This window comes from Bradyrhizobium sp. AZCC 2230 (assembly GCF_036924495.1).
Taxonomy (GTDB): Bacteria; Pseudomonadota; Alphaproteobacteria; order Rhizobiales; family Xanthobacteraceae; genus Bradyrhizobium; species Bradyrhizobium rifense.
The window spans coordinates 7250138-7270539 of the sequence record NZ_JAZHRS010000001.1 but is presented as its reverse complement, the minus strand read 5'-3'; the positions used below and the strand labels follow the sequence as shown (position 1 = coordinate 7270539).

Here is a 20402-nt window from a genome sequence, read left to right as displayed (position 1 = left end):
TTGGCGCATCGCATTCTCATCGTCGACGACGAAGGCCACATCCGTGAGGTCATCCGCGTCGCGCTGAAGAAGGCCGGCATGGACGTGATCGAGGCCCGCGACGGCAAGGAGGCGCTCAACCGCTTTGCCGCCGAAAAGCCCGATCTGATCGTGCTCGACATCGGCATGCCGGAGTTCGACGGTCTCGATGTCTGCCGCGAGGTCCGCAAGAATTCCGACGTGCCGATCCTGTTCCTGTCGGCGCGAGACGAGGAGATCGATCGCATCCTTGGCCTCGAGATCGGCGGCGACGACTATGTGACAAAGCCGTTCAGCCCGCGCGAGCTGGTGGCGCGGGTCAACGTTATCCTGCGCCGCCTCGCCCCCCGCAATGGCGAGGCCAAAGCCGGCCCTGCTGCGCTGTCGCAAGGCGGCCTCCTGATCGACCCCGAGCAGCACATGGCGTCCTTTGCCGGCACACCGCTGAAGCTGACCGCCATCGAGTTCGGCATTTTGCGCGCCTTCCTGACCCGGCCGACCTCGGTGTTCAACCGCGAGCAGCTGATGCGCGCGGCCTATCAGCTCAACATCCAGGTCTCCGACCGCACCATCGACAGCCACATCCGCAACATCCGCGCCAAGCTCGCTGCGCAGAATTGCGAGAACGTGATCGAGACCATCCACGGCGTCGGATTCAAGCTCGGCCGCTGCGAGACAGAGGCATGAGCGCGGCGCCCGATAAATGGCGGCCGTCGCTTGGGCTCGTGATCTTCGCGGTGCTGGCGACCGTTGCCGTGCTGCCGCTGGTCGGCCTGTTCTTCTTCCGCCTCTACGACAACCAGCTGATCCGCCAGACCCAGGCCGAGCTGATCGCACAGAGCCGCGTGCTCGCGACGATCTATGCGCAGGAGGTCGAAGCCCGGCTCGGCAGCGGCCTGACGCTCGGTCCCGAGGTGCCGCCGAACGTGCTGCCAGATCCCGGCGACCAGTTCACGCCGATCCGGCCTGCGCTCGATCTCACCGCCAATGATCTGTTGCGGCGGCGGCCGGATGCGCTGGCCCCGCCCCGGCCGGCGCAGCCCGCCTATGTCGAGATCGGCGCCAAGCTGACGCCGATCATCCGCGAGACGCAGAAAGTGACATTGGCGGGCTTTCGCATCCTCGATCCGCAGGGTGTGGTGATCGCCGGGCGGCAGGAGGTCGGGCAGTCCCTTGCCCATATCGAGGAAGTCGCGGATGCGTTGCGCGGGCAATACCGCGCCACCTTGCGCAATCGTGTGCCGGACAAGCCGCCGCCGCCGATCTATTCCTTCAGCCGCGGGCTTGGCGTGCACGTGTTCTCGGCGATGCCCGTGATCGTCAACAATCACGTTGCCGGGGTGATCTACACCACGCGGACGCCGAGCAACATCTTTGACCATCTCTACCAGGAGCGCGCAAAATTCGTGCTGGCGGGGCTTGCCGTGATCCTCGGCACCATCGCGATTGGCCTTGTGTTCTCTCGCACCATCACGCTGCCGATGCGCGAGTTGATCGATCGCGCCGCCAGGATTGGCCGCGGCGACCGCGAGGCGTTCAAGCCGCTGCGGCATTACGGCACGCGTGAGTTCGCGCAGCTCTCGCACAGCTTTCTCGGCATGGCCGAGCAGCTGGCGCAGCGGTCCGACTATATCGCGACGTTCTCGGCCCATCTGACCCATGAGCTGAAATCGCCGCTGACCTCGATCAAGGGCGCGGCCGAGCTGTTGCAGGATTCATTTCAGGGCAAGCCCGAAGGCCTGACGCCGGCCGAGCAGCGGACCTTCATCGCCAACATCCTGTCCGACACCCAGCGGCTGGAGGCGATGGCGCAGCGGCTGCGCGAGCTCGCCCGCGCAGAAAGCCTGCCGCAGAACGAGCGGACGGAGCTGGTGCCCGTGATCACCGACCTCCGGAGCCGGTTTCCGGCCATCTCCATCGAGGCCAGCGGCAGCCTGGAGCGTGCGATCGGCATGTCCGGCGAGAAGGCGCTGATCGTGCTGTCGCATCTCGCCGACAACGCGATGCGGCACAAGGCGAGATCAATCAGGCTTGAGGCGGTCGACGAGCGGACGACCTTGCTGCTGACGGTGAGCAATGACGGCGAGCCTATCTCGGCGCCAAATCGCGACAGGATCTTTGACGCGTTCTTCACGACCCGCCGCGATCAGGGCGGCACCGGGATGGGGCTTGCGATCGCCCGCGCGGTGATGGCGAGCCATGGCGGCTCGATCAGGCTCAAGCCCTCCGAGGAGGGCCCGGCCTTCGAGCTTCAGTTTCCGGCGGCCTAGATCGCAAACACCCAGGCGGCGACGATGGTGCCGATGGTGATCAGACCGGCGATGGTCCAGCCGGCGGCGTATTCCAATTCAGGATGACCGGTCGCCCGCATGATCTCTGCCGGATCGGCGGTATGCTTCTCTGCCATGACAGCCTCGCACGTGTTTCCCCGTGTCATGGATAAGTCGCTCCAGCCGCCATTAGGTTCCGTCACGGACGCGCGAAACGACAAAAAAGTCGAAAACAACCCCATGCACAGTAGAACGGCCACCTCGGCCCGAGACAGGGTCGCGTCGCGCAACCACTTGACGCGTCGGGACAAAAAGGCCGGCCCGCGCAATCGCCGCGCGGCCTGTCCCTTGCGTGCAAAATCGGATTGCATGCTAGACTGGATGCACGCGGGTCCAGGGCAGGAGAGAAGCATGGCCGACGACAAGACCAAGCGGGGCGGGGCAGACCGCAAGCTGATTGCGCTCACCGAGAGGTACGAAGTTGCCTACTGGTCGAAGAAATTCAAGGTGACGCCGGCCAAGCTGAAATACGCCGTCAGGAAGGTCGGCCACTCCGCGAGAAAGGTAGAAGAGTACATCAAGCTCCAGAAGCACCGCGCCGCCGACAAGAGCCGCATCGCGCTCGGCGAAGCCTATGAGGTCCGCTACTGGTCGAAGAAGTTCAAGATCACCCCGGCCAAGTTGAAGGCCGCCGTCGCCGCCGCCGGCCATTCTTCGAAGAAGGTCGAGGCGTATCTGACCGCCCAGAAGGCAGCAAAGAAAAAGGCGGCCAAGAAGACCGCGAAGAAGTCCGCGAAGAAAAAGAAGAAGACATCCGCTTCGCGGAAGTAGGCCAGCTGAAACGTCGGCCACGGGTCCTGCCGCCCAACACATCAGCCGGCGTGCATCGCGCCCTCGCGCACGCGCGGCGATTGTGACAATTCAACTGCGTGAGATCGCGATCTACGTCAGGTCGATTGGCTCACCGACGACGCGCGCCTCCGATAAATTGACGCGATTGTGAGACGCACGCGGCGCATCCCGATGTTAGGATGCATCACTACATTTTACTATTTTAGGTTTGGTCTACTGACGTGCCGGCGATTTTCTTGCCGGCACACGACTACTCATTTTCGAACACCTGAACCCTTTCGAACGAAGAGAACCACGTTCGCAATTCCCGCTTTCCAGCGCGCCAACCCCGTACAAGGAGGAAATACTATGTCCCCTAGTGCAACACCCCACATGGTCGCACTTCCCAACTCTGTCCATCAACTGCCGACAGGCTCGAAGGCAATGCGCCGAACCAACGGCCAGCGCTGGATCGAGCTGACGCTCGGCGTCAAGCGATCCGCCGATCTGCCTGATCTGTCCGACCTGGACAACAAGCTCCCCAAGGCGCGCAACTACATGACGCGCGACCAGCTCGAGAGCAAATACGGCTCCGATCCCAAGGCCCTCAAGTCGATCGAGGATTTTGCCAAGGCGCACAAGCTCGTCATCACCCGCAACGAGCCCGCCGCAGCAAGGCTCGGCATCGCAGGCACCGTCGACGACGTCAGCGACGCCTTCGGCGTCACGCTGTTCGACTATTCGCATCCGCATCTCGGCGACTTCCACGCCCGCACCGGCCCGGTGCACCTCCCGACCGAGGTCGGCGACGCCATCACCGGCGTGTTCGGCCTGAACAACCACCGTGTGCTCAGGCGCTCGCGCCATTCGGCACAGAGCGCGAAGCCGGATTTTGCCAGCGCTGTACGGCACTGGTTCGTTCCGACCGAGCTCGGCGCGATCTACAAATTCCCCCAGGTCGACGCCAGCAAGCAATGCATCGGCCTGCTCGAATTCGGCGGCGGCGTGGAGACCCCTGATGTCGCGGCCTATTTCAGCAAGATCGGCGTTCCCGCGCCGGAGGTTGCCGTCATCGCGGTTGACGGTGTCTCGACCGATCCGGCCGGCGATCCGGAGTCGACCGGTGAAGTGATGCTGGACGTCGATGTCGCCGGCGCGCTCGGCGGCGGCGCCAAGATCGCCACCTATTTCTCGACCTTCGACGAGAAGGGTCTGGTCGACTGCCTCGCCAAGGTCGTCAGCGACTCCGTCAACGACCCCTCCGTCGTCTCGATCAGCTGGGGCTGGGACGAGAACCAGGCCTTCAACAATGCCGGTGTGATCTGGTCACCGGCGGCGATCGATCACTGCAACCACAGCTTCCTCGCGGCGGCCCATCTCGGCATCACGTTCTGCGTATCCACCGGCGACGACGGCTCGGAAGCGCAGATGCAGGACGGCCGGGCGCATGTGAACTTCCCCGCAACCAGTCCTTACGTGCTGGCAGTGGGCGGAACGTCGTTGCACGCGCGCGCGAACGCCAAGAAGCAGGTGCAGATCACCGAGACCGTCTGGAACGACGGACCGGGAAGCGGCACCGGCGGCGGCGTCAGCGACATCACGCCGGTCCCGAGCTGGCAGAACGGCATCGTGCCGAAGTCGATCAATCCCGGGCACTTTGCCGGACGCGCGATCCCGGACGTTGCGGCCAACGCCGATCCGGCAACGGGTTATCTGACGATGTCAGGCGGCAAGCTCGGCATTGTCGGCGGCACCAGCGCATCCGCGCCGCTCTGGGCCAGCCTGATCGCCCGGATCAACGCCGCCAACGGTGCGCGATCCGGCAGTTTCAACGCCCTGCTCTATTCCAAGTTCGGTCCGGCCGGCGTGCTGCGCGACATCACCGTCGGCAACAATGACACCGACGGTTTGCTCGGCGGACAATACAAGGCGGGCCCGGGATGGGACGCCTGTACCGGCTGGGGCGTGCCTGATGGCGGCAAGCTCCTCACCGCGCTGCAGGGCGGTCCGGCGAGCTAGCCGGTCCGCGCTGGCGCAAGTCGGGCGATCGTCCGCCTGCGGGCTTCGCAGAGGACCCGGCCGCGTCCGTCCGATGCGGCCGGTCGCGTCTTGGGGGCGCCTGAATAGGCGTGAAAATCAAAAGCAACCGGCTCAGATCTCCGTTGGAGTCTGCTTGCCCCCCAACAGCGGTGCAATAGCAGACATGTCGGGAGGTCCGTTGCGGGCCAGACACGGACTTGGGCCCAAGGGCCTTTTCTATGGTGCTGTCACCTAGAAGGCGGAGCGCCGGACGATGGAAGAGTTGGCAAAACAACTTGGCATCACCACGGTCTACGCCACCGCGACGTATGCCTTTTTTCACTGGTTAGACGAAAACGCATCGGATGAAGCAAAGGCCGCGCTCGCGCGAACCATGAGGTGGAAAAAAGAGCAAGTCGCGTCAGTGTTGGTCGAAACGTTTGATCGGATATACACGTATCCGCTGTTGCGTTGGCGGGCATTCTTCCGGTCGCTGCTATTAACGACCGTAGTTTCGGTATTCTATTTATACGAGATAGGTAAAGTAGCGCCATGGAAGTGGGCAGCCGGGTCCAACGCTTGGCTACTTGATACTACTTTGAGATGGGAAATTTGGACGACAGGTTTGCTGCTCAACGTCTTCTCAGACTACCTGTCTCTGTTCGTGATCAGGCCATTGTTAGCCCGAAGCGGCACAAAACCAGTGATCGGCCTCGCCCTCGGCACTGTGAGCGGCGCAGTAATCGTGGTTGCAGCTACTAATCTACTGCGATTCTCTATTATATGGCTTCAATTTTGCCACGACGAATTTTTCCAAGCAGCCTGCGCCACCGAACCCCAAGCCCTTGATCAAATCGTGTCACAAGCGTTCCACGATCCGACCTTCGTATGGCCTGCGCTTGCGGTCTTCGTTTGGTTGCCGCTATTCGCACTCGGCATCCTGATCGTCCGCCTATTGACGCCTTCGTCTTGGATCGTCGGAAGAATGCAGTGGTTCCTAAAAGAGGGGAAGGAACATCCGTTAAAGGCGATTGGATATGTAGCAGCCGTTGTTGTCTTCCTTGGCACAGTTGCTGCGCGAGCGATCTTCAGCGCCTAAGCAGGTGGTCGCTCTAGGAGCGCCAAAATCGGCAGCGTGCGCAACCTGCTCGCCCGGTACTCGGATTGCGCACCTTCGGCGAATCATCCTCGCGCGATAGCTTTCGACGACCGCTACGGGTCCAGTCTGTGTAAAAACGCCATCGATGCTATGATTCTCTTGCTGAATCGGCGGGGGAAGTGATGTAAGCGCTCAGCCGGGACCCTATTGAGGCAGGCTTGACGTTTTGCGGAATCGCCACGGCATGAGGTCTTCGATTCTGCTATGGGGATGGCCGTCGATGATCGCCTCGAGTGTTTCGGCGATGTAGGCAGCCGGGTTGACGTCGTTGAGCTTGCAGGTGGCAACGATCGACGCCAGCAAGGCCCAATTTTCAGCCCCAATTTCATGGCCCGCGAAGAGCGCATTTTTTCTGGTCAGGCAGACTGGCCGGATGGCGTTCTCGACAGGGTTCGTGTCGAGCTCGAGGCGCCCGTCTTCGAGGAAGCGGGTCAGCCCTTGCCAGTGATTGAGCGCGTAGCGGATGTCCTCGGCGAGCGTCGAACCGCTGGAGATCATAGAAAGCTGTTTCTCAAACCACGGCTTTAAAGCAGCGATGAGGGGCGACGAATGCTCCTTGCGGGCGGCCAGCCGCGTGTCCGGCGATGCACCGCGTACCATGGCTTCAATGGCGTAAAGCTGCGCGATGTGCCGAACGGCGGCCTCGGCGATCGGCGATTTGCTGTTACGGGCCAATTTAACGAAGCGCCGGCGCAAATGGCTCCAGCAATGCACGAGCGTCCATGGCCCTTGCGGTCGAGCGACTTCGGTCAGCCGGTCATAACCGTCATAGGCATCGCATTGCAGGAAGCGTCCGCCAAAGCCGTCCAGGAACTGCTCCGCGAAGGCACCGCTGCGACCGGGGGCATATCGGAACAGCACGATCGGCGGACTTGGGCCGCTGTGGCCGCGGTCGTCGGAGACGATCGCCCAGAAGTAGCCCTTCTTCGTTTGGCCTCGCCCGGGATCGAGCACCGGCGCCGTGGTTTCGTCCATGAACAGACGATCCGCCATGGCCAGGCGGCGGCGCATGTGGTCCGCGATGGGCTGAAGATGGAAGCAGGCGCGGCCGGACCAGTTGCCCAGTGTTGCCCGATCAAGCCGGATCCCCTGGCGCGCATAGATCTCGGCCTGACGGTAAAACGGCGTATGGTCGCCAAACTTGGAGACGATCACGTGCGCAATGGCCGCTTCGGTCGGCAGCCCGCTGGGCACGACGTGCTCCGGTGCGTGCGCCTGCACGACAGGGCCCGAGCAGCGGCGACAGATGTATTTCGGGCGGCGCGTGACCAACACCCGCCATTGCGCCGGGATCACGTCGAGGCGTTTGCTGACGTCCTCGCCGATCTTCGTCATGGCGCCGCAACCGCACGGACAGAGCGTGCTCGCAGGCTCGATGATCCGTTCCACCCGCGGCAAATGGGCAGGCAAGCAGCCGCGATTGCGATGAGAACCTTGATCCGGCACGCTCCGCGATCGGCCCTTGATCACAGCCTCGGCTCTCTCCTGCGCGGCGTCCAGGATGCCTTGCGCGATCTCTACGTCTTCCAGCGGTAAGTGATACTGATCTGGCCGCAGCTTCTCGGACTTCGCGCCGAACTTCTCGCGTCGCAATTCGCCGAGGATGACCTCCAGCCGACGCCGCGCTTCCTCCGACGCCGCCAGCGCCCCCTGATGCTCGCTCAACGCCGCCTGCGTTTGCGCCAAAAGCGCTTTGAGTTGTTCATTTTCGTCGCGCAGCGCCGCGATGCTCATGCGCTATTTCGAGCACATCGCCGCCGCACGTGCCACATTCAAAATAGCTGCCGAGTCATTCTGCCGCAGCTATCCAGCCGCCTGGGGACGTCGCGCTTCTTCCGGGCGGACCAACCTCCAATCCAGCCCCTCGAACAGGGCTGCGAACATCGCCGGCGATATGCGCATCACGCCGTCTGCAATCGTTGGCCAAACGAACCTGCAACCTTCGAGACGCTTGTGCACTAACACCAGGCCCGTTCGATCCCAGACCAAAATCTTGATCCGGTCCGCTCGTTTCGATCGGAACACGAAGGCTGCGCCGCTGAACGGGTCGAGACGAAGCATCTCCTGCACCTTCGCCGCAAGCCCATCGTGGCCACAGCGGAAGTCGATCGGCCGCGTCGCGATGTAAATCTTCAGATCGGCACCGGCCGCGATCATCGTGACGCTCGCACTGCGCGGATCACCCGGGACAGCTGCTCGCCATCTATGGCTGTGTCCGTCCGCAGCACGACATCACCGATCGAGATCTCAAGCTTGATCGCCGGAACGTGACGCTCCTTCAACGCGCTTTCCACGACCAGCGGTGCGAATGTCGACTGCGATACCTCGCACGGCGCCAACATGCCTCGCTGTCGAAAGCGTCGTCGCCAATCGTAAATCTGCCAGCGCGTCGCTCCGTGCTTGCGCGCCACCTCGGACACCTGGGCGCCGGGTAGCAGACTCTCGGCGACGATCCGGGCTCTCTCAGCTTCCGAACGCACGCGGCGCCCCGATGGCCCTTCAAGAACCTCCAGCCGGCTCACCGCCCCCGCCGATGAGCCGTCCAAATGGACGTCCTTTTTGCTGTCCAATCCCATCCCAAACCTCCGTCCAAGCCGGAGGCTTCTTCGCACAGCTATCCCGATCCCGAAGCAAGGGTTCCGGCTAAGCGCTTACGAAGTGATGCGAGGTTTCGTTCAAGGGGCGGATCGCCAGCAGACGACGCTGTTGCCGGAATGCCTCGATGATTGGGTCGACGAGAGCAATTCGCGCGGTCGATGTGTTCGTGGATGCGTTGGATCTGCGCGACCTCGGGTTCGATGGCGTTGATCCTGCGGCGACCGGCCGGCCGGCGTACCATCCTTCGCCGATGCTCAAGCTCTACATTTACGGCTATCTCAACCGGGTCCAATCGAGCCGGCGGCTGAAGCGCGAGGCAGGCCGCAATCTCGAGGTGATGTGGCTGACCGGACGGCTCGCGCCGGATCACAAAACCATCGCCGATTTCCGCAAAGACAATGGCCCAGCGATCAGGAAGGTTTGCGCGCAATTCGTCGAGTTGTGCCGCAAGATGGGCCTGTTGACGAAGGCCAGCGTTGCCATCGACGGCAGCAAGTTCAAGGCCGTGAACAGTCGCGACAACAATTTCACGCAAGGCAAGATCCAGCGTCGCCAGAAGCAGATCGAAGAGAGCGTGGCGCGCTACATGAGCCAACTGGACACCGCCGACCGCCAGACTGCCGCAGGAGAAGAGCCGTCGGAAACGGTGCAACTGACCAAGACGCGGCTTAAGGAAAAGCTGGCGAAGCTCGAAGAAGAAGTGAAGCGACTGGCCGCGATTGAAAAGGCATTGCTCGCCTCGCCCGACAAGCAGATATCGCTGACCGATCCCGATTGCCGCTCGATGGCAACGAGCGGGCGCGGCTCAGGCATGGTCGCCTACAACGTACAAAGTGCCGTGGACACCACGAACCATCTGATTGTCGCGCACGAGGTCACCAACGTCGGCGCCGATAGATCGCAACTGGCGACGATGGCGCAGGCGGCGAAAGCCGCGCTGCGCAGCGATAATTTGGACGTCGTTGCCGATCGAGGCTACTTCAAAGGTGAAGAAATCCTGGCATGCGAACAGGCCGGGGTCGCGGTGACGCTACCCAAGCCGCAAACTTCGGGAGCCAAGTCGGCAGGCCGCTTTGGGAAACCTGATTTTGTCTATTTGGCCAAGGACGACGTCTATCGCTGCCCGGCCGGCGAGAAGCTGGCGCACCACTTCACCGCTGATGAAGATGGCCAGAAAATGCGGATTTACTTGACGAAGGCGTGCCGCACATGCCCGCTCAAGGATCAGTGCACGACGTCCAACGAGCGCCGCATCAAACGCTGGGAACACGAACACGTCGTCGAGGCCGCGCAGACCCGGCTCGATCGGAACCCGCAAGCCATGCGTGTACGCCGCCAAACCGTCGAGCATCCATTCGCCACACTGAAGATGCGAATGGGTGCAACACACTTTCTAATGAAGCGGTTGCCCAATGTCGCGACCGAAATGGCGCTGAACGTACTCAGCTACAATCTCACGCGTGTGCTGAACATCCTCGGCGTCGAGCCTTTGATGGAAGCCATGCGGGCGTGAGGCGCGGCAGCAGACTAAAGGGCGACACCGATGGCCGCCCTCCGTTGCATGGAGGTGATGCGGAGCCGCGTTTTTACACGGCCTGGGTCAGAATGCGAAGAACTCAACCAGAGCAAATCGCGTCCGCAGTGCCCCACTGAGCGGACCTTAACGAAGCTTGCCGCTACTTCGCTGATGGGCCACTTCCGGGCCTGACCTGCGCGTTCGATCTGTCGAGGTCCGTTGTGGGCTGTTCGCTTCACATTGACGGTGGGCAGGCCGCCCCTTCCGCTAAACAAACCCAAGAATATGCCCTAAGCTGGTATCGAAATGTTGGCCGCCAGAAGTGAGCGCATGATGCTGATAACCAAAGGAAGGAATTTCCCCTCGCTGTCCACAAAGCGCTTGGTGCTGCGCGCCATGACGCCTAGAGACGCCACCGCCTTCGGAGCACTCCTGTCGATTCCGGAAGTAACCCGTCATTCAAATTGGCCCGATAAACCCAGCAAAGTTCAAAGCGAACGGTATGCAAGGTGGATGGTTAAGCTTTACGCCTCCGGCAAGGGCTGCGCGTGGATCATCGAAGACCGAAAGTCAAAATCCCTCATTGGCGCGATCCGCTTCAATAGCTTTGAGAGAAAATGGAGTTCTGGCGAGATCGGGTACGAGCTAAACCCGGAATTTTGGGGAAAGGGCCTGATGTCCGAGGCGGTCTCCGTCACGGTGGCATGCGGTCACGAGACTTTTGGACTTAACCGCATTGAGGCTTGGACGCTTCCCGGAAACTCAGCGTCAGACCGGGTCCTGGAAAAATCCGGATTTCGATACGAGGGCACCCTTCGACAAAAGGCTTGGTTCAAAGGTGCGTATCATGATTTCCGAATGTTTGGGCGGATCGCCGGTGACCCACCGAATTGAATTGGTCGGTCGCAATTCGACGTGCTGACGTCCGTTCCGGGTCAATCGCGTCCGTGCGTACCCGAGTTCGGTCTTCCGGTCCACTCTCGGCACCGGACATGTCGCAGCAAAGCGCTAACTGACGCGATGGGCCACAAGCGGAAGTCACTGCATGGCTGAAATGAGAGAGGGGGCTTTTATCTCGGGCCTTCACAGGTGACGTTTTCGCCCCTTGCGATGAGCCTCATACGTTCCTGTTCTCCGGCAGCTATGGCGTCGCGATAGCTGCCACCCACAATGCCCGAGCGAACAGTGGGGGACTTTCCGGTCGCCTTTATAAGCCAGCGCCACGTATCTGGGCCCATGCCATAGGCGGATACTTGAAGGTCGTGTGGATCGAATTGTTGCATGACGCGAGTATGCAACAAAAGAGACTCATTTTCCAGCCGGACTTCCTCCTCGCGGCGCACAAAGAGCAGCGACGGGCCATGAGGAGATGTTGCCTGCGAAACGAACTTGCGACATCTACTCGGTGCCCGCTACGGTAGAGCCCACCGAAATAGAGAGCCTGCGCATGAGCGCTGCAATCCGACGCCTAGAGCCAAGCGACGCTGCGTCCTTCAAAGCAATCCGCCTGGAGGCGCTAAGAGCAAATCCAGAATTGTTACGGAGCAACTTTGAACTAGAGAACAAGCTTGACGTGGCATGGTTCGCAGGTCGTCTTCAAAACGCAGTTGTCATGGGGGCGTATCGGGACGGCGAACTGGTCGGGACAGCAGGTTTCTCTATCCAAGAAGGGCGGCCGAATGCTCATAAGGGCAGGTTGTGGGGCATGTTCGTCCGACCAAGTTCAAGAGAGCGCGGTATCGGGCGGCTGCTGTTAAACGCGGTGCTAGAGGCGGCTCGCGAGAATGTCGAACTCATCCAGCTGAGCGTCGTCCGAGAAAACCGGCCTGCCCGGCAACTCTACGAAAGCGTAGGGTTCCTAGAATATGGTGTGGAGACAAAAGCCTCAAAGTATGGCGAAAAGTACTACGACGAGGCACTCATGGCCCTCGACTTCGAGCGCCCGGCGGATTTCCCCTAAGGGTCATTCGCAACGGTTTAGCCCAGCTTCGGCGAGGCCCGGTCTACCCCTAGGTCCGGACGTGACGATGCGCCCGACGAACAGACGCGAAGGGTCGGAAGCGGAAGTTGTTGGAATAGATCAATCGGGATACCGTTTGCACCTACATGTCAGGATCGCGTGAGGCGGCGACGATGGGGCTAATCATTCTTACAGGTGCTTCGGGTTCGGGAAAAACGACCATCGCAGAAAGAATAGAGCAACAGGATGTGGGGCGCGCTCGCGTTTTCAGGTTTGATAGCATCGGGGTGCCGTCGCCAGAGGAGCGCATAGCGAAGTGGGGGCTCGGATCGGGGCCGGGAGGCGGATGGCAACGCGCGATGACCATCGAGTGGTTGGCCCGGATCGCGCGAGAACGCGGTTCTCTCCCAGTTCTATTCGAAGGCCAGATGCGCTTGTCGTTCATCGCGGAAGGGCTGGCAATTGCGGGAATTGCGGACGCTCGCATCGTGCTGGTGCACCGTGACGATGCAACACGAACGCAACGGCTGTGTCATGAACGCGAGCAACCGGAGTTGGCCAGCCCCGATATGATGAATTGGGCAAGATTTCTCCGGGGCGAGGCTGAGGCCGGTGGGTTTGAGTTGCTGGACACATCAGGGATTTCGCTCGACGAGAGCGTTGAATACGTTCGCGAGCGTCTCGGGATTTCGCCATTTCGCGGATAGTCCGTTATGGGTCACACTGCGACTTTGCGCACGCGTAACTGTTAGTCCGGTTTAGCCTGCAAACCTGACGCGACGGTCGCTCGCGCGATGATCAGCAGCTGGCCAGAGGCTGAAGGGCGGTCGCTCTCAAGTGTGAGTGGTTAGCCGGTCTAGGCCTTGTCGATTCACATCCTATTAATGTATGGTCAAATTCTGCAATCTACGATTTAGCGGAGCTGAGATTGATTTCTCGTCGAGGTTTTGTTCTTGGAGCGATGGCGAGCTCCGCCTTAGCGGACCAAGCACGAGCCGATCTAGCATCTCAGGACGAGGTCCTCGACATATTGCGCGAGCGCGTCGACCACACCCATCAGAGCGTGGGTATTGTCGCAGCCTCGTTCAATGCGGACCACGAGAAGATCATAACCTACGGCCACTCTGGTTCTGCCGTTGACCGGCTCGATGGCGACACCGTGTTTGAAATCGGTTCGATCACCAAGACATTTACGTCGCTTCTGCTGACGGAGATGGTCACCCAAGGTGAAGTTAAGCTCGATGATCCGGTCTCGGAATATCTGACCGGAAAAGCCAAAATGCCTTCCCGCAACGACAAACAGATCACTTTTCTCGATCTAGCGACACACACATCTGGCCTGCCGCGGCTTCCAAGCGGGATACCCGCCTCGGACGAAAATCCCTATTCGGCCTATTCAGTCGAGCAGCTGTATGAGTTTCTCTCGAACTACAAGCTGCTTTTTGACCCGGGCACGCACTACGACTATTCCAATCTCGGATTTGGCCTGCTCGGCCATGTGCTCGCACTGAGGGTCGGCAGAAGCTACGAAGATCTGCTCCTATAGCGCGTGTGCGAACCGCTCGGATTGCGTGATACGCGCATTCTGCTGAACAGTTCAATGCGCGAGCGCCTTGCCCAGGGCCATCTCTCAAATCTCGAGCCGACGTCGAACTGGGATTTGCCGACGCTCGCCGGTGCCGGTGCGCTGCGGTCGACGGCTAACGACCTAATCAAGTTTGTGAAGGCGACTTGCTTATCAGGAGCCAACGCCCCGCTTCGTCCGGCTATCGATATGTTGGTGCAGACCCGTCGTCCAACTAGTCTGCCGAATACGGAGGTGGGTCTCGGCGTTTTTATCCGGACCGGCAATAGTGACGAGATCATCTACAAGGAAGGCGAAACAGGAGGATATGCGTCGTTTGGTGGGTTCTCCACGAAACTGCGTTCTGGCGCTGTCGTTCTCTCGAATGCGACTAACCTCGTCAACGACATCGGATTTCGGCTAACCAATCCGGCCTACAAGCTTGCGCAATACCCGCCTCAGGTGAGTGTCGACGCTGCGGTGCTTGCGACCTACCAGGGCGTCTATCAGATGAGCCCTCGATTTGCGCTAACCATTCGAGCCGAGGGTGGACGGCTATTCGTGCGTGGAACGGGACAGCCCGAATTCGAACTATTTGCCGAGAGCGAGGACCGGTTTTTCATGCGCTTTGTTGATGCCCAGGGAATGTTTCTTCATGGCAAGGATGGAGCGGTTGATCGGCTGTTGTGGCACCAAAATGGAAGGTACACGTACTGCCCGCGTGTTTCTTGACGGGGCCTGCGTATTAGTCCGCTGTGGGTCAAAGGCTCCCCTCGGCAGCCAGCACGCCTTTGGTCGGGTCATCTCTCGGAAGTGGACATGGCCGCGCTCAGGGCTGAGGGTCAGCCACGGGCCCAGGCCGTGTGAAAATCCCGCAACTTGGGGCGCGCTTTGGCGCATTTCGCACCGCCTAGCTTCTAATTCGGTGGAATCGACTCCCTGTCATCTCAGTGGCAACCAGGAGCGTCATATAGACGCTGATTTGGTCGCGCAGAGTCCGGCCTCACGCCCGCATCGCCTCCAGCAATCCGCCTACGCCCACGATCATCATCACGCGCTTCATGTTGTAGGCGAGCACGTTGAGCGCCATTTCGGTGGCCACCTTTGGCAGCTTTTTCGTGAGAAAGTGCGTTGCCCCCATCCAACACTTCATCGTGCCGAACGGATGCTCCACTGTCTGACGGCGAACCCTCATTGCATTGGGGTTGTGGTCAAGCCGATTCTGAACTTTCTCCAGAACGACCTCGTGCTCCCAGCGTGAGATGCGGCGCTCGGGGCCTGTCGTGCACTGAGCTTTTAGCGCGCAGGTTTTGCAGGCGCTTGTCCAATAGCGGCGCAGTGTCTTTCCGTCCTCTACGTTCGTATAGTGATAAGTTAGCCGCTCGCCGGCGGGACAGCGATAGACATCGTCGGCGGCGACATAGACGAAGTCCTGTTTGCCGAAGCGGCCAGCAGCTTTGGCGCCCGAAGTCATCGGCTTCGGCAACGTCACCGTGATGTCGGCTTCCTCGCAGGCCCTGATCTCCTCACCATCGTAATAGCCGCGGTCTGCCACGACTTCGAGCGCCTCGACAGCCATCTCGCCGCGCGCCTGTCCGGCCATGTTGGCGAGTTGGTGGCGATCGGTGCCCACGTTAGTCACCTCGTGAGCCACGATGAGATGATGCTGCGTATCAACCGCAATTTGCACGTTGTAGCCAACGATGCCGGTGTCCTTGCCACTGGTCGCCATCGAGCGTGCGTCAGGATCGGTCAGCGAGATCTGCTTGTCCTCGCTCTTCATCATCTCCGCATTGATCGCATTGAGCCGGACAATCTCCTCCTTGAGCTTCTCGATCTTTCCATTCAATCGCTCAACCTTCGCCTCCGGCACCGCATCGCCGTGTCGATCGGCGGTCTCGAGCTGTGAGAGATACCGGGCGATGCTCTCGTCGATCCGCTCCAGACGCCGCTTCATCTTCGCCTCGGTGAAGTTCTTGTCCCGCGCATTGACGGCCTTGAACTTCGATCCATCGATGGCGACGCTCGCTGCAACAAGCAGATCAAGCTTGCGGCACAGCGCGACGAACTCGCGGCAGACCTCACGAATGGCCTTGCCATTGTCCTTGCGGAAATCCGCGATGGTCTTGAAGTCCGGCGTCAACTGCCCGGTCAACCAGACCATCTCGATATTGCGCTGGCATTCCCGCTCCAGGCGCCGGCTCGACGGAACCCGATTAAGATAGCCGTAGATGTACAGCTTGAGCATAACACCGGGGTGATAGCTGGGTCGGCCGGTATCGAGGGGCTGGACACCGACAAACCCGAGCTTATCGAGATCGAGACCGTCGACGAACACGTCGACCGCACGCACCGGGTTATCCTCGGTTACATAATCGTCGAGCGATGCCGGAAACATCGTGCTCTGCCCGCGATCCAACCCTTCAACAAAGCGCTTCATCAGATGCCCCGCAAAGTCACCGGGAATCTTATCGTGCGAATCACGGAAAACAGAGCGTTTTCACACGGCCTGGGCCATAAGCGGTCATGATGTCCCTGCCATCCGTGTGTCCGACGTAGACCTTATTGCCTCGGTGCAAGGGCAACGATCTCGACGATATAGTCAAAGGAAACTGCGTGCCTTTCTGAATATCTCTCGACAATATCGCTCAAATAGGAGCGGTCACCGAGTTGTCGGCGCAGCGCCGCGTAAGGTTTCGCGCGGTCCGTATCACCAAGCGCGACGCGTCCTAATCTCTCGTCAATGATGGCAATGGCATCCGCCACCTTCAGCATGTCGGCAAGCATCGTATCCGCCTGCACGCCTGTGCGATGATCGTGCGCGGCCATCGGATGCTGAGCCTCAACGGGAATGTTTTCGCCAAGCCAGCTGACCGTTAGTAGACCATGCTGGCTCCGGTTGTTGGATGTGTGGAAGTAATCGAGATCATGACGTAGGCCAACGACCTCCCAAAGATCAGCGGAGGCGGAAAAGCTCGGCGCAAGCTCCCGCATGATGTGGGCTACGAATCGCGAGTGGTTGGCTCTTTGCGTGTCGCCCAAGTACTGCTCGACCAAGAGATCTGCATCAATGACGCTCAGCATACGTCCCTTCCGGCCGGCCCAAGGCACTTTGTTTGCCGCCCCAAGTTTGCGCCAGGACGACCACCGTTCTCAAGGGGTTGCGAAGTCAGGAATGGGTCAATCGCGTCGGTCGGGCCGGAGCTCAACGACTTCCGGTTCACCCTCACGAGCCGACTTTCCCAGAGACGCGCCGTGCTTCGCCTTCGGGCCAGAAGCGACATAGCGCGGGATCAAATTGGACTCCTTTCAGGCTTTCTCACCGCATCCGCGAGGATGTGCGGAAGTACGTCCCGGCCGTGAGGTCCAATTTGACCAAGTGTCACGTTAAAGCGCTCCCATCCTACGTGTGTCGCGAAACCGGCGGCGGTCTCGATCTGCAAGGGAGTTGACAAAACGATAGTTGTTACTTCAGTGCGACGATAGACTATCGCGCCCCCAAGGTCAGAGATTTCCAGTCGATTAACGATTGGTGGTCCGGGTTGAAGGGACCAAGAGCGTTGAAAGAGTTCCGTGCCCTTCTGGATGTGTCCGTACGAAATCGTTGCAGCCGCTTCCTCAAGGCGACCATCATCCTCCATTAAACACTCGCCGTGATCAATGCGAGTCCGCACGCGATCTTCTAACATGTCGCTGCGGGCTAGAGGAAAGTCCGTTGGCCACCTTACAGCGAGGTTGAGATTTGGGCGGTCGGGACAACTTTCTCTCCGCTCGATCCAGAATGCCACTGGATTACCGTGGGCCGGGTCCACAGCAATTACCCGTGCCACAGTAGAATCGAAGAGAAGCCGTGCGCAAAGCGTCTCACAATACGGCCTTCGTCTTTGCCAATTATAATTTTCATCGATCACGAGACCGACGGTAGTGTCCGGAAGTACTATCGGTTTGTCTGGCTCGAAATCGGTTGCTCGCAGAAGCTGAGCAACACCCTGAGCCCGAATGTTGAAATGACGCGGTATGATTACCGCAGGTATAGCTACGATCGTGGCGCTGAAGACCGAGATAATGAAGCCAAGCAAGCCCGTTTGAACGAACATTGGTATTTGCCGGACAAGCGCTCGTGTGATCCACCAGAGCAGTGAGTACATGAAGAGCGAAGGCGCTAGCCACAAAAGAATGCCGGGAACAAGACCGACAAAGAGTCCAATCAGAACCGCAGATGGCCATGCAATCGCGATCAGCGATGCCAGGCCTAGTACACCGATATAGGTGGCAAAAGATCGGCTTATCGTAAAAACCATGATCAACTTATGGGCGAAAATGTCTTCCGAGCTGTTCAGAAGTATATTTAACAATAGATCAATTTGACCTGGGCATCGAATGTCCGCTTCGGGTCAAAAGTGTCGGTCCAGCGCTCCTCTGCAAACTTCCGGTCAACCCCTCTGAACCGACATGTCGCGGCACCGCTTCAACGGTAGCGAAGGCCAATTCCGGACTCATGCATCGCGGCAGTTGCGCGTCTTATTCGATCACCTCGTCGGCGCTCGCAAGAAATGACCGTGACCGGCACCCCAGACATACTCCCCAGCGTTAGCACCCAAGATTGTTGCTGAAGACGTCTTCAGAAATCGTGCATGCACTGCAGCAAAAAAACGTCAGCGAATCTGACTGCTTCCGACCAGCGCAAGTTAACTCATTGCTCAATCGCTTGTCGAAACGAAAGAATTGCGGTTGCCGAGCACCGCTCAAATTTCTCCATGGGGCTTCTCTTCCGCTTGCTCGCTCAGAGCGAAGGCTGTCGCGCGTCGTGTTCTGAAAATACAATTTTTGATTGACCGGCACTGTCTTCTTCGATTGGAATCCGCCCGGCTTGGGGGCGCGTCATGGAATAAGGGAGGGTTAGCATGTCTAGAAAATTGCGCGCCTATCTTTATGCGTCTGCGGCAGCCGGGCTATGGTCGGTTGCTTCCACGAGCTCGTTCGCCGCGCCATGCACCGGTCCGGGGGCGCCGACCACCACAGAGACGAAATGTCTGACGGCGATTCAGATCCCGGGCAACCCGCTGCAGTCGTTCGACATCAGCTGGGTCAATCCGAAGCGCGCCGAAATGTATTTCGCGGACCGATCCAATGCAGGGGTCGATGTCATCGATACTCAGACCCTCAAGTGGAAGCGGCTGCTCCCTGGCTTCAAGGGGGCTGTCCACAACCTCAACGGCACCGTCAACAACAACATTTCAGGACCGGACGGCGTCGTGAGCCACGGCCGCTGGCTCTACGCGGGCGACGGCAACAGCACCCTCAAGGTGTTTGATCTCGATGGAGCTTCGACGGCCGTGGTCAGCGTTTCGACCGGAGGAACCACGCGGCTGGACGAAATGGCCCTGACACCGAACGGCAAGCTGCTGGTCGCGGCCAATAACGCCGAGGATCCACCCTTCGCGACGCTGTTCACGGCAAACGGCAACGCCGCCAGGAACAGCGTCAGCATCATCGCCAGGATCACGGTTGATCAGGCGCTCATGCCCTCGGGCGCTGGGCTGTCGCTCGAGCAGCCTACCTGGGACCGGACGACGAGACGCTTCTTCAACTCGATTCCGATCATCGCCAACAACCCTGCCGGGTGCAATTACGGGCAGCTTTCCGGACCGATCACTTGCCACGGCGGCGTCCTCGTGATCGATCCGAAAACCGTGACGGGACCTATCACACAACTGGGTGCATTCAATCCGGCGACCAATACCGGCGTCATTGCGCTCAATGGCTGCTCGCCGAACGGGGCCACAGTCGGTCCGGACGCCAACATCCTGCTCGGCTGCACGCCGCAGAACAATCCGAACGACGTGATCCAATTGGTGATCAACGCGATCCACAAGAAGCAGATCCCCATCGCTGACATCACCGGGTCCGACGAGGTATGGTTCAACGCGGGCGACGACCGCTACTACACGGGGTCAAGTCGGAACTGCAAGGTGTTCCCGCCCCCCGGCGGCAATTGCGCCACCGCGAGCCAGCAGGCGGCCGTGCTCGGCGTGATCGACGCCAGATCGAACCGGCTGATCGAAACCGTCCCGCAAAGCTCCGGCTCGCATTCGGTGGCGGCCGATTCCAAGCGCAACCTGATCTTCGTCCCGCAGGCTGCGCCGGTTTCGGTTGTCATTGGCGGCGACACGACCCCTGTTGGAGCAGGCCTTTGCGGCCAAGCCACCAACGGATGCGTCGCGGTCTTCCAGCATAAGATCAGGGGCAAGGATGATGACGATGACGACGAGCGCGACGACGTCGCGCAAAACTGAGAACGCGACGCGACTGGACGATTCAGCTCATCGCGATCAGCGAACTCAGCGCCTCTGACATTGTCAAATGCACCACGACGAGAGGCCGGGCGGGCCCCGGCCTCTTTCGATGTAAGCCGATCCAGAATTCATTGCCGCGGCGGGAGAACCGCGACCGCGCCGTCGCGCTGG

The 20402-nt window shown here is 60.1% G+C and carries 17 protein-coding genes and 2 pseudogenes; 12 read left to right on the top strand and 7 right to left on the bottom strand.

Annotated features, from left to right (window positions below):
- Together V1280_RS34690 and V1280_RS34685 are read left to right on the top strand one after the other, a co-directional pair.
- On the top strand, positions 1-705 hold the full coding sequence (locus V1280_RS34690; protein ID WP_334535057.1) for a response regulator transcription factor: 705 nt from the start codon (positions 1-3) through the stop codon (positions 703-705).
- A complete protein-coding gene (locus V1280_RS34685; RefSeq protein WP_334535056.1) occupies positions 702-2288 on the top strand; it encodes an ATP-binding protein in 1587 nt (528 codons plus the stop codon). The genes V1280_RS34690 and V1280_RS34685 overlap by 4 nt, the downstream gene beginning before the upstream one ends.
- On the opposite strand, the gene V1280_RS34680 is transcribed toward V1280_RS34685, so the two are convergent.
- Positions 2285-2425, bottom strand: a complete 141-nt coding sequence (locus V1280_RS34680; protein ID WP_187435070.1) for a hypothetical protein — start codon at positions 2423-2425, stop codon at positions 2285-2287. The genes V1280_RS34685 and V1280_RS34680 overlap by 4 nt on opposite strands.
- A gap of 274 nt (positions 2426-2699) precedes the next feature.
- Here V1280_RS34680 and V1280_RS34675 point away from each other — a divergent pair, with 274 nt between their 5' ends.
- The 3 genes from V1280_RS34675 to V1280_RS34665 all read left to right on the top strand — a co-directional run bounded on the left by V1280_RS34675 (position 2700) and on the right by V1280_RS34665 (position 6237).
- The gene (locus V1280_RS34675) at positions 2700-3119 is read left to right on the top strand and encodes a DUF3606 domain-containing protein (protein ID WP_334535054.1); all 420 of its coding nucleotides are present in this window, start codon (positions 2700-2702) and stop codon (positions 3117-3119) included.
- 444 nt (positions 3120-3563) lie between these two features.
- Positions 3564-5138 carry a S53 family peptidase gene (locus tag V1280_RS34670; protein WP_334535052.1) on the top strand — a complete coding sequence of 525 codons (1575 nt, stop codon included), beginning with the start codon at positions 3564-3566 and terminating at the stop codon, positions 5136-5138.
- A 274-nt stretch (positions 5139-5412) separates the two neighbouring features.
- Positions 5413-6237 carry a hypothetical protein gene (locus V1280_RS34665; RefSeq protein WP_334535050.1) on the top strand — a complete coding sequence of 275 codons (825 nt, stop codon included), beginning with the start codon at positions 5413-5415 and terminating at the stop codon, positions 6235-6237.
- Positions 6238-6441: 204 nt separating this feature from the next.
- On the opposite strand, the gene tnpC is transcribed toward V1280_RS34665, so the two are convergent.
- From tnpC to tnpA, 3 genes are all read right to left on the bottom strand, one after another.
- Positions 6442-8031, bottom strand: coding sequence for an IS66 family transposase (tnpC, locus tag V1280_RS34660; protein WP_334518647.1), 1590 nt, complete (start codon positions 8029-8031; stop codon positions 6442-6444).
- Between the two features lie 69 nt (positions 8032-8100).
- On the bottom strand, positions 8101-8454 hold the full coding sequence (gene tnpB / locus V1280_RS34655) for an IS66 family insertion sequence element accessory protein TnpB (RefSeq protein WP_027545641.1): 354 nt from the start codon (positions 8452-8454) through the stop codon (positions 8101-8103).
- Entirely contained in the window at positions 8451-8873 is a 423-nt protein-coding gene (tnpA, locus tag V1280_RS34650; protein ID WP_334518652.1) for an IS66-like element accessory protein TnpA, read from the bottom strand. Before tnpA ends, tnpB begins: the two co-directional genes overlap by 4 nt.
- An 85-nt stretch (positions 8874-8958) precedes the next feature.
- Here tnpA and V1280_RS34645 point away from each other — a divergent pair.
- The 6 genes and pseudogenes from V1280_RS34645 (at position 8959) to V1280_RS46925 (ending at position 14667) form a co-directional block, all read left to right on the top strand.
- Positions 8959-10408, top strand: a pseudogene (locus tag V1280_RS34645) (IS1182 family transposase).
- Between the two features lie 333 nt (positions 10409-10741).
- The gene (locus V1280_RS34640) at positions 10742-11305 is read left to right on the top strand and encodes a GNAT family N-acetyltransferase (RefSeq protein WP_334525129.1); all 564 of its coding nucleotides are present in this window, start codon (positions 10742-10744) and stop codon (positions 11303-11305) included.
- A 553-nt stretch (positions 11306-11858) separates the two neighbouring features.
- Positions 11859-12371: a GNAT family N-acetyltransferase gene (locus V1280_RS34635; RefSeq protein WP_334535048.1), complete on the top strand. Its 513-nt coding sequence runs from the start codon at positions 11859-11861 to the stop codon at positions 12369-12371.
- Positions 12372-12730: 359 nt separating this feature from the next.
- A complete protein-coding gene (locus V1280_RS34630) occupies positions 12731-13078 on the top strand; it encodes a hypothetical protein (RefSeq protein WP_334535046.1) in 348 nt (115 codons plus the stop codon).
- Between the two features lie 254 nt (positions 13079-13332).
- A pseudogene (locus V1280_RS46930) lies at positions 13333-14319 on the top strand (serine hydrolase domain-containing protein); the annotation flags it as partial.
- 78 nt (positions 14320-14397) lie between these two features.
- Positions 14398-14667 carry a DUF3471 domain-containing protein gene (locus V1280_RS46925; protein WP_442895261.1) on the top strand — a complete coding sequence of 90 codons (270 nt, stop codon included), beginning with the start codon at positions 14398-14400 and terminating at the stop codon, positions 14665-14667.
- 271 nt (positions 14668-14938) lie between these two features.
- Here the strand turns inward: V1280_RS46925 and V1280_RS34615 are convergent, their stop codons facing one another.
- From V1280_RS34615 to V1280_RS34605, 3 genes are all read right to left on the bottom strand, one after another.
- Positions 14939-16375 (bottom strand): IS1182 family transposase, encoded by a 1437-nt coding sequence (locus V1280_RS34615; protein ID WP_334535040.1) that lies wholly within the window; start codon positions 16373-16375, stop codon positions 14939-14941.
- A 122-nt stretch (positions 16376-16497) separates the two neighbouring features.
- The gene (locus tag V1280_RS34610) at positions 16498-17019 is read right to left on the bottom strand and encodes an HD domain-containing protein (RefSeq protein WP_334535038.1); all 522 of its coding nucleotides are present in this window, start codon (positions 17017-17019) and stop codon (positions 16498-16500) included.
- 209 nt (positions 17020-17228) lie between these two features.
- Positions 17229-18236: a hypothetical protein gene (locus tag V1280_RS34605; RefSeq protein WP_334535036.1), complete on the bottom strand. Its 1008-nt coding sequence runs from the start codon at positions 18234-18236 to the stop codon at positions 17229-17231.
- A gap of 603 nt (positions 18237-18839) precedes the next feature.
- Between V1280_RS34605 and V1280_RS34600 the strand changes: the two genes are divergently transcribed.
- Positions 18840-20231 carry a hypothetical protein gene (locus V1280_RS34600; RefSeq protein WP_334535035.1) on the top strand — a complete coding sequence of 464 codons (1392 nt, stop codon included), beginning with the start codon at positions 18840-18842 and terminating at the stop codon, positions 20229-20231.
- Positions 20232-20402: the final 171 nt, after the last annotated feature.

Bases quoted from the DNA above. Each gene is read 5' to 3' on its own strand.
- tnpA (WP_334518652.1), bottom strand. From the start codon at position 8,873: ATGGGATTGGACAGCAAAAAGGACGTCCATTTGGACGGCTCATCGGCG.
- V1280_RS34665 (WP_334535050.1), top strand. From the start codon at position 5,413: ATGGAAGAGTTGGCAAAACAACTTGGCATCACCACGGTCTACGCCACC.
- V1280_RS34675 (WP_334535054.1), top strand. From the start codon at position 2,700: ATGGCCGACGACAAGACCAAGCGGGGCGGGGCAGACCGCAAGCTGATT.
- tnpC (WP_334518647.1), bottom strand. From the start codon at position 8,031: ATGAGCATCGCGGCGCTGCGCGACGAAAATGAACAACTCAAAGCGCTT.
- V1280_RS34605 (WP_334535036.1), bottom strand. From the start codon at position 18,236: ATGGTTTTTACGATAAGCCGATCTTTTGCCACCTATATCGGTGTACTA.
- V1280_RS34685 (WP_334535056.1), top strand. From the start codon at position 702: ATGAGCGCGGCGCCCGATAAATGGCGGCCGTCGCTTGGGCTCGTGATC.
- V1280_RS34630 (WP_334535046.1), top strand. From the start codon at position 12,731: ATGACCATCGAGTGGTTGGCCCGGATCGCGCGAGAACGCGGTTCTCTC.
- V1280_RS34635 (WP_334535048.1), top strand. From the start codon at position 11,859: ATGAGCGCTGCAATCCGACGCCTAGAGCCAAGCGACGCTGCGTCCTTC.
- tnpB (WP_027545641.1), bottom strand. From the start codon at position 8,454: ATGATCGCGGCCGGTGCCGATCTGAAGATTTACATCGCGACGCGGCCG.
- V1280_RS34615 (WP_334535040.1), bottom strand. From the start codon at position 16,375: ATGAAGCGCTTTGTTGAAGGGTTGGATCGCGGGCAGAGCACGATGTTT.
- V1280_RS34670 (WP_334535052.1), top strand. From the start codon at position 3,564: ATGCGCCGAACCAACGGCCAGCGCTGGATCGAGCTGACGCTCGGCGTC.
- V1280_RS34600 (WP_334535035.1), top strand. From the start codon at position 18,840: ATGTCTAGAAAATTGCGCGCCTATCTTTATGCGTCTGCGGCAGCCGGG.
- V1280_RS34610 (WP_334535038.1), bottom strand. From the start codon at position 17,019: ATGCTGAGCGTCATTGATGCAGATCTCTTGGTCGAGCAGTACTTGGGC.
- V1280_RS34680 (WP_187435070.1), bottom strand. From the start codon at position 2,425: ATGGCAGAGAAGCATACCGCCGATCCGGCAGAGATCATGCGGGCGACC.
- V1280_RS34640 (WP_334525129.1), top strand. From the start codon at position 10,742: ATGATGCTGATAACCAAAGGAAGGAATTTCCCCTCGCTGTCCACAAAG.